Origin of the sequence: Mesorhizobium sp. B2-5-3, assembly GCF_006441005.1 — a bacterium.
Classification (GTDB): domain Bacteria; phylum Pseudomonadota; class Alphaproteobacteria; order Rhizobiales; family Rhizobiaceae; genus Mesorhizobium.
Genome location: NZ_VFUS01000017.1, coordinates 72,315 through 86,272, shown reverse-complemented (window position 1 = coordinate 86,272; position 13,958 = coordinate 72,315). Strand labels below are relative to the sequence as shown.

Sequence of the window (13,958 nt, the reverse complement as noted above, 5' to 3'; positions counted from 1 at the left end):
GTTACATCCTCGGAACCCAGTAAATTACGAGATAGAGCACGACCCATGAGACGACCACGAAGTCCCAGTAGAAGGCATTGTCCGACACGTCGCTGAAGTGGCGTCCGGTGTTGCCTTTCTTGGTGAACATGAGAACCGCGAGCACGATCGTGTCCCCGACATCGGTGAGGAGGTGTGTCGTGTGCAGGCCGAGCAGGAGCCAGACGATCGACCCGTAGGCGTTCTGGTCCCAGGAGATCCGGAGCGCGGGAAATTCCCAGATGCGCACGATCAGGGGAAGAATTCCGGCGATCGACATGACGACGATGCCGATGCGCACCTTCACAAGGTCCTGCCGCCGCGCCCAAAGATCGATCAGACGGTTGGGGACGGCGCTGGCAAGCAGAATGATCAATATTGCCGTGCCCGGCAGGAGATCGGGTGCCGGCGCTCCGATCGGCCAATGCCGCGCCTGCACAGCCAGGTAGAAATAGGTACCGATCGCCAGGGCAAAACCGGTTGCTTCAAGGGCGATGAAGGCCACCGTTCCCCACCAGATCGGGCTTGCCGATCCAAAATCATAGGTGGGCAGGTGGCTGACGTCGACGGTTGGCCGGTGTCTCATTCTTCGTCCTCCGGCTCGCCTTTCGGCCAGAACCAGCAGATAAAGCCGATCGAGACCGGTATCGCGCCCCAGACCACCGCCCATGGCGTGTATATTGAGCCCAGAAACGCGCCACCCACGGCGATGGCCGAGAGCAGCGGCCAGATCGAATTGTCGGCCGATGGCACGCGCAGTTGCGGCACCGCATCGGCGACCGTGCCGGCAAGCACTTCGCGCGCATCGACGCGCAGGCCCTCGACCACCGGGAGTATGTCGGGTTCGGCCCAGAGCGGCTCGCGATGGGTCACCACTGGCAGGCGCGAAAAATCGTAGGAAGCCGGCGGTGACGTCGTTGCCCATTCCAGTGTGCTCGCCCCCCAGGGATTGTCTCCCGCGAGGCGACCGTTGCGAAGGCTGAGCAGCATGTTCAGGACGAGAAGCGCGAAGCCGGCGAACACCACCAGCGACGAGATGCTGATGAACAGGTTCGTGCCGCCCCAGCCGCTCGCCGGCGGATAGGTGTAGACGCGCCGCGGCATGCCTTGCAAGCCAAGGATGTGCATCGGGAAGAAGGTGAGATTGAAGCCGATGAAGACAAGCCAGAAATTCCAGCGGCCGAGCCTCTCGGACAGCATGCGGCCGGTGATCTTGGGAAACCAGTAGTAGACGGCGCCGAGCAGGGGGAAGACGGCGCCTCCGACCAGCACATAGTGGAAATGTGCGACGACGAAATAGGTATCGTGCACCTGCAGGTCGAGCGGCACCGAGGCGACCATGACCCCGGTCAGCCCGCCGATCACGAAGGTGAAGATGAAGCCGAGCACGAAAAGCAGCGGCGTGGCAAAAATCGGCCGGCCGCCCCAGATCGTCGCGATCCAGCAGAAGATCTGGATGCCGCTCGGAATGGCGATCATCATCGAGGAGGCGGTGAAGAAGCTTTCGCCGAGCTGCGGCAGGCCCGTGGCGAACATATGGTGCACCCATAGTCCAAAGGATAGGAAGCCGATCGCAACCAGCGACAGCACGATCCCGAGATAGCCAAAGACCGGACGGCGCACGAAGCTCGGCAGGATAGCCGAGACGAAGCCGGTCGCGGGAATGAAGATGATATAGACCTCCGGGTGGCCGAAGAACCAGAACAGGTGCTGCCAGAGCAGTGCGTCGCCCCCCGCCGCCGGGTCGAAGAACCTGGTGCCGACCAGCCGGTCGAGGATCAGCATGGTGCTCGACACCATCACCGCGGGCATGGCGAACAATATGATGAAAGCCATGACGAGGACTGACCAGACATAGAGCGGGATGCGATCGAGCGACATGCCAGGGGCGCGCTGCTTGAACACAGTCGCGATGATCTCGACGGCGACCGCGAGTGCGGACACTTCGGTGTAGGTCACCATCTGCGCCCAGAAATCGGGGCGCTTGCCGATCCCATATTCAGGTCCGGCGAGCGGCACGTAGGAAAACCAGCCGGCATCCGCGCCGGTGTCGAAAGCGAAGGCGATCCAGATCATCAACCCACCGGAGAGATAGACCCAGTAGCTGAAGGCGTTGAGCCGCGGGAAGGCGACGTTTCGGGTGCCGATCATCAGCGGCACCAGGTAGATGGCGAACGCTTCCATGACCGGTACGGCGAACAGGAACATCATCGTCGTGCCATGCATGGTGAAGAGCTGGTTGTAGAGATCGGGGCCGATATGGCGTGCCTCCGGCGTGGCAAGCTGGAACCGCATGGCAAGTGCCGACAGGCCTGCAAGGGCGAGGAACAGGAAGGCCGTCACCATATAGCGCCGGGCGATCAGCTTGTGGTCGACCGTGACCAGCCAACCATAGAGGCCGTTCGGCGTCCGCCAGGCATGCGCCAGATAGTCGTGCAGTCTTGCCTCGTCGAGCCCGGTGTCGCGGATGCCTTTCAGGGCCGCTTCCTGTTTTCGCCTAGCCGTCTTCCTGGCAACGCCACTCATTCAAGACTTCCAAGATAGGCGACGACCGCACGAAGATCGTCGGCGCTGAGAGCAATGCGCGGCATCTTCGCGCCGGGTTTTATGGATTGCGGATCGGCGATCCACGCGGCGAGCGCGCCGGGTGTCATGGCCAGCGTGTCGGCGGCCAATGCACGCCGGTGTGCGAGATGGGTAAGGTCGGGCCCGACCGCTCCCTTGGCCGGCGTCCCCCTTATCGTGTGGCAGAGCGCGCAACCGGTGGAAAGAAAAGCCCGCTGGCCGCGGCGTTCCTCCTCGCTGGCAGGCGCGATGGCGGCGGCGTCTTGTCTGGACCGCCATGCCTCGAACGCTTCGCGGCTTTCCGCGATGATGGTGACGGCCATGTGAGCATGCTGGTAGCCGCAGAACTCGGCGCACTGGCCGCGATAGATACCAGGCCTGTCGGCAATGAGGGTGATCTCGCTCGGCCGGCCCGGAATGAGGTCCCTTTTACCGGCGAGGCTTGGCACCCAGAAGCTGTGAATGACATCGGTCGAATCGAGTTCCACCTTTACCCGTTCGCCGACGGGAAGATGGATCTCGTTCGCCGTGACAATCATGCGCGACCGATCATCGTTGGGATAGCGTATTTCCCACCACCATTGATGCCCTGTGATGCGGATGGTGAGCGTCTCCTTTCCGCCCAGCGAGGCAATGGATTTGCCGGCGAAGAAGCTCGTTATCGTCAGCGCGGCGAGAACCAGCACGGTCGCCGCGACGGCGCTTCCGACCGCGCGGCTAAACCTGTGCTCCTGATGGCTGTCGATGACCAGCGGCGGGGGTCCTGCTTGTGCCCGGCGCTGATGGAAGAGCGCCATTGCCAGGGCCAGCATGACGAGCAGCCAGGTGATGGTCGCCACCGCGCCAAAAGACCAGATGAGATCGAGAATCGCACGGGCATTCGCACCATGTGCGTGGAGTGCGGATTGCCAGCCGCTGCACCCGCTCAGGACCGGTGCCGAGACCACTGTAGACGCGAGGCCGAGCCATTTCAGGACGCCTGGAAGACGGCTGCCGGACGTGCTTCGAGCTGGACGTGCAAAGGCGGACGCAATGGGCCATTGCCGCCGTTGCCGCAGGCGGATGGACGGGCCCGTGCATCTTGCCATGTGAAATCCCCATGGATGCCAAGGCGATAACGCGAATCGCTGTAAAAGGATGCCTGGCAACGATGGCCGGCTTTTCTCCGCCATGCGATTGGCGCCGGGCCGATGCTTGCGCGCCGGGAGCGCAACCAAATGGCGGATATGTCCGTTTCTCCAGGCAAAGGCGCGGGACGCGCATCGGACGGTTCCACGCCGCGAAAGCTTAGGAACTAGCCATGAGCAACACAGACAAAACGGCCGGCGGAAATCGAAGCGTCGCAGGCAAGGACGATCACAGCCAGGACGCGACGCGCAACGACCGCCGAGGCAGGGAAGAGACGCGGCAGGAACAGGCTGCGGACAGCCATCCGGAAGAGGATCCGGCGGAGGGCTCTCGCCAAACGGTCGAGCACGAGTTGGACAGGCTGGATCGGTCGGGGCGCAGCGCCTCGCAATCCGCGGGCGAGGGCCAGGTGGAACGCGCGCGTGAGGAGCTGCGGAAGCAGGTCAGCGAAGAGACGCAATTACCGGGACGAGGTTCCGCCTGACAGCGGCTGTGGATCGCCCCGCGGTTGGCTTTTTGTTTCGATTCTTCGGTGTCAGACGGCACGCAGGTCGTGTCGGGCCTGCCGCCTTCCGCTTTCCCGGATCCAGAGGGTCGCCATGAGCAGCGCCGCCCCGCCATAGATCAGGCCGGCTAGGGGAAGGTGCGGGTGAAGAGCCTCACCGCACTCTTTTCGACCGTCGGCCCCAGGCATATCCATGTCGATCTTCAAGGCGATGCGGCTCCAGCCGCATCAACGGCCAAGGCGGGCGCTGCGTTTCATTGGCGGTTGGCTTCCACAGGAACAAAAAGCTTGACCGGAGGTTCGAACCTCAATCTCGGCATCGGCACTTGGTCGGAACAATCGACATGATTTTTTCCCGTGTGGCCTCGTTGGACACGCATCTCCCATGAGTGGAGCAGCTGACGATGCCGGCCGAAGCGAGGGAAAGCGAAAAGACGGCGGCATCACACGCGCTCTCGGGCTCGGACTGATCACTGGGGCGGCTGACGACGATTGCTCGGCCATTGGCACCTATGCGAGTGCCGGAGCCCGGTTCGGGCCCGACCTTTTGTGGACGGCTCCTGTCACTCTCCCGATGATGTACATCGTCGTCTATCTCTCGTCCAAACTTGGCCAGGTGTCGGGCCGTGGTCTTTTCAAGGTCATTTCCGATTTCTATCCGCGTTGGCTGCTGTGGTCCGTGCTGGTGGGCGTGCTGATCGGCAACACGATCGAGGCAGCCGCCGACCTTGGCGCGATGTCGGCGGCTGTCGTGCTGTTCGTTCCGCTGCCTTCAAACTCGGTCGTCATCGGTGTCGCGATGATTATTTTTGCCTTGCAGATTTTCGGATCCTACAAGCTAATCCGCAACATATTCCGATGGTTGGCACTGGCCCTGCTCGCCTATGTGGTCTCCGCTGTGCTCGCCAAGCCGGATGTGGTCTCGGTGCTGCGCGGCACCTTGCTGCCGAAAATCGAGTTCAGCCGCGAATATCTGTCCATCATCGTCGCCATCATCGGCACGACGCTGTCCGCCTATCTCTACACCTGGCAGTCCAATCAGGAGGTGGAGGAGGAGATCGCCAAGGGCAGGACGAGCCTCGAAGAGCGCAAGGGAGCCACCGAGGGTGAACTCCGCCGGTCCCGGCGCGATATCCTGATCGGCATGATCTTTTCCAACCTGATCATGTATTTCATCATCCTTTCGACCGGATCGACGCTGTACGAGGCGGGGCATACCCAGATCGAAACGGCAGCGCAGGCGGCCGAAGCGCTGCGGCCGCTTGCGGGCGACGCGGCAGGAATTCTCTTTGCGGCCGGGGTGATCGGCGTCGGCTTCCTGGCGGTGCCGGTCATGACTGCCGGCGCCGCTTTCGATTTCGCGCAGGCCATGGGGTGGAAGAATGGCTTGAACGCCAAGCCCCGGCATGCGCCCAAATTCTACATCGCGACGGGAGTGATCACCCTGGTGGCGGTGGGTCTCAATTTCTTTGGCTTCAACCCGATGAAAGCCTTGGTCTGGTCCGGCATCGTGCAGGGTTTTTCGACGCCACCTCTGCTGCTTCTCATGCTCATCATGACCAACAATCGCAAGATCATGGGCGACAAGGTCAACAGCAGGGCCACCAACATTCTGGGCGGCGTGACGACCATAGCGGTCTTTGCGGCGTCCGCGGGACTGGTGGCGACCTGGTTCATGTAGTTCGCCGGCGCGGAAGGACGTTCAGGCGCAGTGGAACATCCACGGTCAACTCTCGTTGAAATGCGTGTGAGAGAAAGGGCTGTCCATGTCAAAGCTCCAAGCCGCCACTCAAGAGCATTTAGAGCAACTGAGACTCGAGGCTTCGGCTCGTTTCGCCCCGATGATGCTGCATGAGGCATTGTTGCGTCTTTCCCGGGCCTGCGGGGGTGATAGCCTTGCCCGGTTCGAGAAAGCCATGGTCGATCAGATCGAGGCGACCAAGGACGATCGAGCCGATTTCGAGGCAATCAAGGAATTCGCGATCGAACAGCTTTATGCCTGGATCAGGAACGCGAACGAATCGCCGGATAAGAAGCAACCGCTGGAAAAGATAGAGGACCGCAGAACCCCCGGCCGCTCGGAAGAGCCGCAAACGCTGGAGGATCAGCTGCAGGCCGGTCTGGAAGATTCCTTTCCCGCAAGCGACCCGCCAGCGGTGGTGTCCACCTCCATTCCAGGCGGAGCCAAGAAGCTGGTCGGAACCGACGAAGTGCTGAGAAAACAGCGGGAGGCCAAGGAGCAAGACCGCCCCTAGCCCGCACCGACTGGAATCCCGCTGGCCGAACCGCCGCTCACGGACGGGAATCCGTGCCGGTCGATAGCGTCACAGCTTGACGGCCGCTTCCCGGGCCCACAGCCGCAGCTTGCGGCAAGCCTGCACGAATGTGTTGGCGGAGGCTGCGGAGTCCAGCCGCATCAATCCCTCATCGGCATCGGCTGCGACGCCTGCCTTGGCCAGGAGAGGCGCGGCTCCCGGTGTGAAGCCGATGAATTTGCAATGCGCAAAGGCATCCGACACGAAGTCCTTCGCGGCTGCCTCCTTGACCAACAACTCGGCGCCCGGCTCGGACAGGAGCAGTACCACGGCGTCGAACAGGACCGACGGACCGCCGTCGATCATGTGTCTGGCTTCGATGTGGGTGCCGTCTGCGGCCTCGACGCCGCCCACCTTGGGCGCTATCACCTCCATGACCGCGCCTTCCGTTTCGATGGCCGAGCGAAGTTGTTCGAAAAGGGCCGTGTCGGCCCCGTCGCTCAGCAACACGCCGACCTTGCGGCCTTTGAAACTATCGGGACCGTTCTCGATGATACTGAGAGCCGGAGACGGCGGCAGGTCGTCGCGCGGCGGGATGGCGGTCTCGGCGGGGTCGGGCATGTTCCGAATGCCAAGCTTGTCGGCGACTTGAGTCGCCAGCGTTTCGTCTATGTTCAGCAGATGCGCCACCATGCGTTCGCGGATCGCCGGTGCCTGCACCTTGCTCAATTCGAATGTCAGCGCCATGGCGATATGGCGTTGCTCCGGCGCTGTCTGGCTGTTGAAGAATTGCCGCGCCTGGCTGTAGTGGTCGGCGAAGCTCTCCGCCCGCAGACGCACCTTCTGCCCCTCTTCGGCGTCGGCGAAAGAGCGGAAGCCGCGTTGCGGATCCTCGCGGGGACCCGAGCCCCACGAATTCGGCTCATAGTTGGCGCGGCCGACCGGGTTGTGCATGGCCATGTGCCCGTCCTGCTGAAAATGTGCGAAGGGGCATTTCGGAGCGTTGATCGGAATATGGGTGAAGTTCGGGCTGCCCAGCCGCTTCAACTGGGTGTCGAGATAGGAGAAGTTGCGGCCCTGCAGAAGCGGGTCGTTGGAGAAGTCGATCCCGGGCGGCACGTTCTGGGTCATGAATGCAACCTGCTCGGTCTCGGCGAAGAAATTCTCCGGCATGCGGTCGAGCACCAGCCGCCCGACCGGGATTGGCTCGATGATCTCTTCAGGTATGATCTTCGTGGCGTCCAAGATGTCGAAGTCGAAGCTGTCGGCAAAATCCTGGTCGAACAATTGCACCGTCAGCTCCCATTCCGGGAAGTTTCCTGACTGGATCGCTTCCCACAGGTCGCGGCGGTGGAAGTCGGGATCGGCGCCATTGATCTTGACCGCTTCGTTCCAGATCACCGACTGCATGCCGAGTTTCGGCTTCCAGATGAATTTGACGAATGTGGATTCGTCGTCGGCATTGACGAGGCGGAACGTATGGACGCCAAAGCCTTGCATGAAACGGAAGGAGCGCGGTATCGCTCGATCCGACATGATCCACATGACCATGTGCATCGATTCCGGCATCAGGCTGATGAAATCCCAGAAATTGTCATGTGCGGTCTGGGCCTGCGGGAAAGCCCGGTCTGGCTCCTGCTTGGCAGCATGGATGAGGTCCGGAAATTTGATGGCGTCCTGGATGAAGAACACGGGAATATTGTTGCCGACGAGGTCCCAATTGCCTTCTTTGGTGTAGAGCTTGACGGCAAAGCCGCGCACGTCTCGGGCGAGGTCGAACGAGCCCTTGTTGCCGGCGACCGTCGAGAACCGCACGAAGGCAGGCGTCTTTTCGCCGGCGCGCTGGAAAATGTCGGCACGCGTGTATTTGGCCAGCGATTCATAAGTCTCGAAATAGCCATGAGCGCCGTAACCACGGGCATGCACCACCCTTTCCGGGATGCGTTCGTGATCGAAGTGGAAGATCTTGTCGCGAAAGTGGGAGTCCTCGATCAGAGACGGTCCGCGCTCGCCAATCCGCAATGTGTTCTGGTCGTCGGAGACAGGCGTTCCCAGGGCAGTCGTGAGAACAGGCGTGTCGGCTTTCGCGATCTGGTGCAATTCGCCGCCATTTCCGCGCGCGGCATTCTGATCGTGCATAGGCGCCGATTTGGGAACTGAACGGTGTGCGGACTTGGCCATGATTTTTTCCTCGATTGACGCCCGTGGGCTGACTTGGCTCAAGGCGCCGAACTGCCGGTGCATGGCTTTGTTCCCGCACAACGGCGCGTCGCGCCTATCCTAAGCCAGCGCGAACACGCTGGTGGACGGCGCGCAAGGGGGGCGCGGCCGCAGCAGGATCGTTCGGCCGCATCAGAATTTTCTGGAGAGTTGTCTTCAACGCCCGGAACGATACAAACGTCCATGCATTTAGCTGGGGTCTGCATTCATACTTCTTTCTGGGAGCTGGACCATTGTCAGGCGAAGGCTATCTTTTGGCCGACCAGGAAACCCATGAAGTTTCCATCGTTGACCTGATACCCGCGCTACGGGCTTTCGCGCGCACCTTCTGCCGTATCCCCGACGATGCCGACGATCTGGTGCAGGAGACGTTGACGAAGGGCCTTGCCAACATCGACAAGTTCGAACCCGGCACGCGCATGAAGTCGTGGCTCTTCACCATCATGCGCAACACCTACTACACCCGGGTCAAGGTCGCGGCCAGGGAAGCGCCTGGCCTGCTCGACTGCGCGTCCTCGAGGCCGATTTCGGAAGCCACACAGGAATGGACCGTTCAGAGCAAGGAAGTTCACGGCGCCATCCAGAGGCTCCCTGAACACCAGCGCGAGGTGCTGATGCTGATCGGCGTCCTAGGTGTCAGCTATGAGGAGACGGCCGAGATATGTGGCTGTGCGGTGGGAACGGTCAAAAGCCGGCTCAACCGTGCCCGCGCCGCCGTTCTTGAGTTCCTGGGGGAGAGTTCGCTGCAGACGCTGATGGAAAGACGAAATCATCTGTCGGACGGGCAGATCGATATTGATGCCGACAGCCGCAGATAGTCAGTTCTTTATGTCGCGCCGGCGTTTCGCAAGGAGCGCGTTTTGCAGTTCGATCGCCAGTCTGGTCAAGCGATCAGGAACCTTTTCCTGCTCGATCGCGATCAGCAGAGAGGCAATCTCCTGATCCATCGCCATTCCTGCGCGCGGGTCCATTCTATCATCGCTCGAACGAGACATCGTATTCCCTGGCTGGATGGATGGCAGTCCGTCATCCTATTGTGATGACAAGCAACCGCCATTACAAGGAGATGCCCGGTGCCGAAACCGTTGCCGGCAGCCCTTGCACAGGTTTTTCTTCCACTCTCGATTGCCGAGGTCACAGATCCACTGCGGCGCTTTCAGTCCTTCGGCAATCGATTTGCGGCATGATCCTGATATTGATCGGACTTGATCTGATTGCCGTCCAGGCCGCGTTCCTCGCTGTGCTGCTTCTTGTCCCTGTTGGATAAAACGGCATTCTCTTCGATCTTGTCCTTGGCCAGTTCGGTCATTGCTCCGGCGCCGGCCCCTTTGCCGTGGCTGCCACGGCCGATATGTTTCTTGCTGCCGGATGCCATGCTGTCCTCCTTCGAATTGGCGCCGCTCTTCAGCGTCGCTGTGTTCGACGCCCGAACTGGCATTGGCTGGTAATGTTCCGTCACGCCGGCAAGCAGGAAGGCGTCGCCGTCCCACAGCCGAAACGCTTTTTCGCCATCGATGACGACCTGCAATCCGTGACGTTGCGCCAGGTGACGGATATCGGAGCGGTCCAAAAACAGTGATTCGCGATATGAGTAGTTCAGCAAGGCCAGCCTGCCCGGCCTTTTGAGGACGCGCGCAATTTCGCCGAAATGCCGCTCCGCCACGCCGGCTAGCACCAGATAGGGGAAACTGTCGACCGCCAGAACGCAGTCGAAACTCGCGTCGCCGAACTCCGCCAGATCCAGGCCTGAGGTCCGCCGCAACTCTACATTGCCAAGCGCTGCGCATTGCTCACGGGCGATCGATATCATCCTCGACGATATGTCGACACCGACGACCCGCTCACAGGATGCCGACAGCGCGCGTTCGAAACGCCCGATGCCGCAACCGATGTCCAGAATGCTGCGTCCAGCACCGGTGAAGTCTTGCGCTGTCAGCCATGCAACGATTTCGTCGGTCGTGGCTGCCAGCCTTTCCTCATCGCCAAGGGAAGCCAACTGGACACTCGCCACCCGGGAAATCGCTGCCGCGGCATCAAAGCCCGAGGCCAGCCGCGTCACGACATCTGCATCCGTCTCGTCGTCGTCGCGTTCGTGACGAACGGCAGAACCCGTTTTCTGCAACGTGGCAAAAACCTCCGATCCGCGGCGAAGCAGCCCGGCTATCTGCTGGAGCCTTTCCCTGTCTCGAGTATCGACCGGATCGATCTCCGCCACGATCTCCGCCAATTCGACTGCCCCGATGCCTGGGTGGAGATGCAGCGCCAGCCTGGCGATGACGGCCTCGGCACTGACAGCGTCCGCCATACAGTCCTCGACCGCCAGCCTGACCGCTATCCGGCGGCGCACGGATGTTGGTTCCATCGAAACCATGGTCTCATTTCCGCGTCCAAGTCCTTCGCATCGTCCACCTGTCGCCAGCGCCCCAGCCATATTTGTACGGCTCCTGGCCGCGCAGGAAGTCGAACTCGCGCGCACCTTCGCGGATCGATTCGGCGATTGCGTGGCCGACCAGGATCGCGCCTGGACTTTCCTCGGCATAGGCAGGATCGAAACCGCCAAGATAGGCATAGGCACGGCCGCGATGGTGAAATCCGTAGTAGACGCCGATTGGCTTGCCGTCGATGGCGAGCACCCAGCATCGGGTCAGATCTCGAGCGTCGAGCAGGGGAAGCGAGCACCTGTGGAATTGCTCGACGGCGGGGTCGGCCAGCACGCCGCCTCCGTTTCCGGCCCAGCGCGCGCCGTGCAGGCCTATCAGGTGGTCGAGGAACAGTTGAGGATCGCCTCGTGCCGGCGACAACTCGACCCGGCCGCGTCTGGATGCGGCGCGGCGCGCCCGGCGCAACTGGCGTCTGCGCCGGGCAGGGACGCAGCCCGCCAGCGTTTCATCGCCGTCGGTGGCAAGCACCGGACAAACGGCGTGGCCGACCAGTCCATCGGCTTTCAATTCGGGATGTTCGATCGCCAGACCGGCACTGCCTTGCGGCAGATCCGGCAGGATCCACTGCGACCACTCGATCGAGAGTATCTTCTCTGCAAGGGTAGCGGCGACCTGGGCCTCGCTGCCGGGCACACACAGCACGTCCAGATAGTCGCTGAGGGAAATGCCGATCGGAAGCAGTTTCGAGCCTTCCGTGCCATGTTCGAGATAGAGCGGCGCCAGGCCCACCAGATCGTTGCCGCGCCAGATGGCGACCGTCGCCAGCTCCCCCGGAGCGAATGTGCGCCACCACGGCAGCAGCCAGGCGGGACATTGAAAGGGCGTCGCCGACGAACTCTGCTCCCACAGGTTCCACCAGTGCGGCGCCAGTGCATGCAATTGCTCTGGATCGCCGATGATCTCGCTGCGCAGCATCTGCTCTTTCACCGCACCGCGGCGAGACGCCTGCGGTCGGCGCCGAGCCGGGCCAGCGCCAGATAGGCGCTCATGTAGGACGAGACCATGCGCTCGAGCGAAAACCGCCGGCGCGCCTCGCTTCGGCACGTCTCGGCATCAAGGCTGGGTGCCGCGACAATTGCTTGCGCCATCTCGTCGACATTGTTGACGATAAAGCCGGTCTTGCCGTGCTCGACCACTTCGGGAAGCGCACCATTTGGAAAGGCGATCACCGGTGTGCCGCAGGCGAGTGCTTCCATCGCGACCAGCGAACTGGTCTCGGCGGCGAGGCTCGGAACGACCAGGCAGCGTGCTGCATTGAGCAAGCGCCGCTTGGCGATGAAGCCGAGCGGACCGAGGAAGCGGCGCCGACGATCGAGGCGAGGTTCGACCTCATCGCGAAAGTACTGGGTATGCGTCTCGTAAGGATAGACCCGCCCGCCGATGACCAGCGGCACATCAGCCTGCCTGGCGGCATCCAATGCCAGGTGTATGCCCTTTTCCGGGCAGATGCGGCTGAGCACGACGGCGAAGTCGCCCCTGGGCCGCGGCTGGTTCAGCGCGTCGATATCGACACCATTCGGGATCGGGGCAACCAAGCTTGCGTCCGGCGGTGCGGTTCTTTGCTGGGCTGACGAGACGGCGTGAAGCCAGAGATCGTCGCGCCCTGGGCGCAGCGCCCCGGCCGGGTACCAGTCGAGCGGCAGGTGAAGCGTCACCAGGGTCGGACCGTCGGCAGGCAGGTAGGCGTCGAAGTCGATGCCATGCAGGTGAACCACGTCGATCGGCCATTGGGCGCGGGCAGCGGCGATCGCGGCGCGATGGGACTCCTGTGCCCGGTTTTTTGCTGACTGGTCGAGCACGCCGGCTTCGGCGGGCGTTTCCACCAGAATGCCGCTTGCACTGGAACCCTGGCAGCCGATGACGATGGATCGGTGACCGGCGCGGGTCAGGGCCTGATCGAGCATTGACAGCACCTGCTCGGCGCCGCCAACGGCGTTCGGTCCCACCGGCGCGAGAGGATAGGCAACATTGAGCACTGTGAGCGTCATGGCCGGTCGAGCCGGAGCGCCTCGTGAGCACGGGCGCTTGCATGCAGCCAGGTGCCGGGCTCGAAGCCCAGCGGCAGCGATTCATAGTAGAGCCTGCCATCGTTGGGCAGCTTCAGGAAATCATAGGTCGGCGCCAGCCGGAAACGCTCGGTGCGGGTCGAGAACGGCGCCAGCGTCCGCTGCTGCGTCAGGTGGCTGGCCAGCATGCGCTGCTTTTGCTGAAAGGCCGCTTCGGTCAGGCAGACCTCTATGCAATCACTGCCGGTGCCGCTGGCGAAATCCTGAAATACCGGGCCGTCCGGGCCAGCCGAATAAAAGGCCATTTCGATGACGGTGGGCACGGGCCGGCGGTCACGGCGCAGAAGATGGCAGGCCGCGTGAACGGCGAAAGCGGTCGCGTCGTGGTCGGGATGGCCTCCCTCGAAAGGATGTGTGCAGACGAAGCGGATGTCGGGTTCGCAAACAAGGCAGGCGAGTTCCTGCGCGAGCGCCACGAGATTCGCCGCAGCCTCCTTGTCGGGATAGCCAAGAGCGGTCAGGCCCGATGGCGATATGCCGGCCGCGGCCAAGGCTTCCGTCAGTTCCGCACGGCGGGCATCGGCATAGTCCTGCCATGTCTCGAAACCATGCGCTTGCGCGTCGGCAAGATCGCGTGGTGCTCCGTCCGTGACATGGACGATGCGGCATGACCGCAGTCCGGCAAGATGCCCGCCGATGCCGATCGTCTCGTCGTCCGGATGCGCGACGACGACCATGATCGCGGAGCCATGTGCTGCGTCACTGCCCGTCAACAGGGCCGCGAATTCGCCCAGGGTTGCCGACGGTTGATGCATGGGAG

At 62.3% G+C, this 13,958-nt stretch carries 14 protein-coding genes and 1 pseudogene; 5 read left to right on the top strand and 10 right to left on the bottom strand.

The window, feature by feature from the left end; translation table 11 throughout:
- Nucleotide 1: 1 nt before the first annotated feature.
- Genes FJ867_RS27050 through coxB form a run of 3 tightly spaced genes read right to left on the bottom strand, consistent with a single transcriptional unit; the run spans nt 2 to nt 3,671 of the window.
- Entirely contained in the window at nt 2–604 is a 603-nt protein-coding gene (locus FJ867_RS27050; RefSeq protein WP_140497367.1) for a cytochrome c oxidase subunit 3, read from the bottom strand.
- On the bottom strand, nt 601–2,544 hold the full coding sequence (gene ctaD / locus FJ867_RS27045; RefSeq protein ID WP_140555688.1) for a cytochrome c oxidase subunit I: 1,944 nt from the start codon (nt 2,542–2,544) through the stop codon (nt 601–603). The genes FJ867_RS27050 and ctaD overlap by 4 nt, the downstream gene beginning before the upstream one ends.
- On the bottom strand, nt 2,541–3,671 hold the full coding sequence (gene coxB / locus FJ867_RS27040; RefSeq protein ID WP_140555724.1) for a cytochrome c oxidase subunit II: 1,131 nt from the start codon (nt 3,669–3,671) through the stop codon (nt 2,541–2,543). Before coxB ends, ctaD begins: the two co-directional genes overlap by 4 nt.
- A 212-nt stretch (nt 3,672–3,883) precedes the next feature.
- Between coxB and FJ867_RS27035 the strand changes: the two genes are divergently transcribed.
- The 4 genes from FJ867_RS27035 (at nt 3,884) to FJ867_RS27020 (ending at nt 6,471) form a co-directional block, all read left to right on the top strand.
- Nucleotides 3,884–4,195 (top strand): hypothetical protein, encoded by a 312-nt coding sequence (locus FJ867_RS27035; protein WP_140555686.1) that lies wholly within the window; start codon nt 3,884–3,886, stop codon nt 4,193–4,195.
- Nucleotides 4,196–4,360: 165 nt separating this feature from the next.
- On the top strand, nt 4,361–4,564 hold the full coding sequence (locus FJ867_RS28850) for a hypothetical protein (RefSeq protein WP_181167659.1): 204 nt from the start codon (nt 4,361–4,363) through the stop codon (nt 4,562–4,564).
- Between the two features lie 37 nt (nt 4,565–4,601).
- The gene (locus FJ867_RS27025) at nt 4,602–5,897 is read left to right on the top strand and encodes an Nramp family divalent metal transporter (protein ID WP_140819043.1); all 1,296 of its coding nucleotides are present in this window, start codon (nt 4,602–4,604) and stop codon (nt 5,895–5,897) included.
- An 85-nt stretch (nt 5,898–5,982) separates the two neighbouring features.
- Complete coding sequence (locus tag FJ867_RS27020) at nt 5,983–6,471, top strand: hypothetical protein (protein ID WP_140497376.1); 489 nt, start codon at nt 5,983–5,985, stop codon at nt 6,469–6,471.
- Nucleotides 6,472–6,540: 69 nt separating this feature from the next.
- Here the strand turns inward: FJ867_RS27020 and FJ867_RS27015 are convergent, their stop codons facing one another.
- On the bottom strand, nt 6,541–8,652 hold the full coding sequence (locus FJ867_RS27015) for a catalase (protein WP_140685181.1): 2,112 nt from the start codon (nt 8,650–8,652) through the stop codon (nt 6,541–6,543).
- A 293-nt stretch (nt 8,653–8,945) separates the two neighbouring features.
- On the opposite strand from FJ867_RS27015, the gene FJ867_RS27010 reads away from it, so the two are divergent.
- Nucleotides 8,946–9,509 carry a sigma-70 family RNA polymerase sigma factor gene (locus FJ867_RS27010; protein ID WP_140498076.1) on the top strand — a complete coding sequence of 188 codons (564 nt, stop codon included), beginning with the start codon at nt 8,946–8,948 and terminating at the stop codon, nt 9,507–9,509.
- Here the strand turns inward: FJ867_RS27010 and FJ867_RS27005 are convergent, their stop codons facing one another.
- From FJ867_RS27005 to FJ867_RS26985, 6 genes and pseudogenes are all read right to left on the bottom strand, one after another.
- Nucleotides 9,510–9,662: a hypothetical protein gene (locus FJ867_RS27005; protein ID WP_181165412.1), complete on the bottom strand. Its 153-nt coding sequence runs from the start codon at nt 9,660–9,662 to the stop codon at nt 9,510–9,512.
- A gap of 185 nt (nt 9,663–9,847) precedes the next feature.
- Nucleotides 9,848–10,066, bottom strand: coding sequence for a hypothetical protein (locus FJ867_RS29200; protein ID WP_224519089.1), 219 nt, complete (start codon nt 10,064–10,066; stop codon nt 9,848–9,850).
- 213 nt (nt 10,067–10,279) lie between these two features.
- Nucleotides 10,280–10,996: pseudogene (locus tag FJ867_RS29195) on the bottom strand (class I SAM-dependent methyltransferase); the annotation flags it as partial.
- A 70-nt stretch (nt 10,997–11,066) separates the two neighbouring features.
- Complete coding sequence (locus tag FJ867_RS26995) at nt 11,067–12,047, bottom strand: GNAT family N-acetyltransferase (RefSeq protein ID WP_181168457.1); 981 nt, start codon at nt 12,045–12,047, stop codon at nt 11,067–11,069.
- A gap of 8 nt (nt 12,048–12,055) precedes the next feature.
- Complete coding sequence (locus tag FJ867_RS26990; RefSeq protein ID WP_140623804.1) at nt 12,056–13,120, bottom strand: glycosyltransferase family 4 protein; 1,065 nt, start codon at nt 13,118–13,120, stop codon at nt 12,056–12,058.
- Complete coding sequence (locus FJ867_RS26985) at nt 13,117–13,953, bottom strand: PIG-L family deacetylase (protein ID WP_140655441.1); 837 nt, start codon at nt 13,951–13,953, stop codon at nt 13,117–13,119. Before FJ867_RS26985 ends, FJ867_RS26990 begins: the two co-directional genes overlap by 4 nt.
- Between the last annotated feature and the right edge of the window lie 5 nt (nt 13,954–13,958).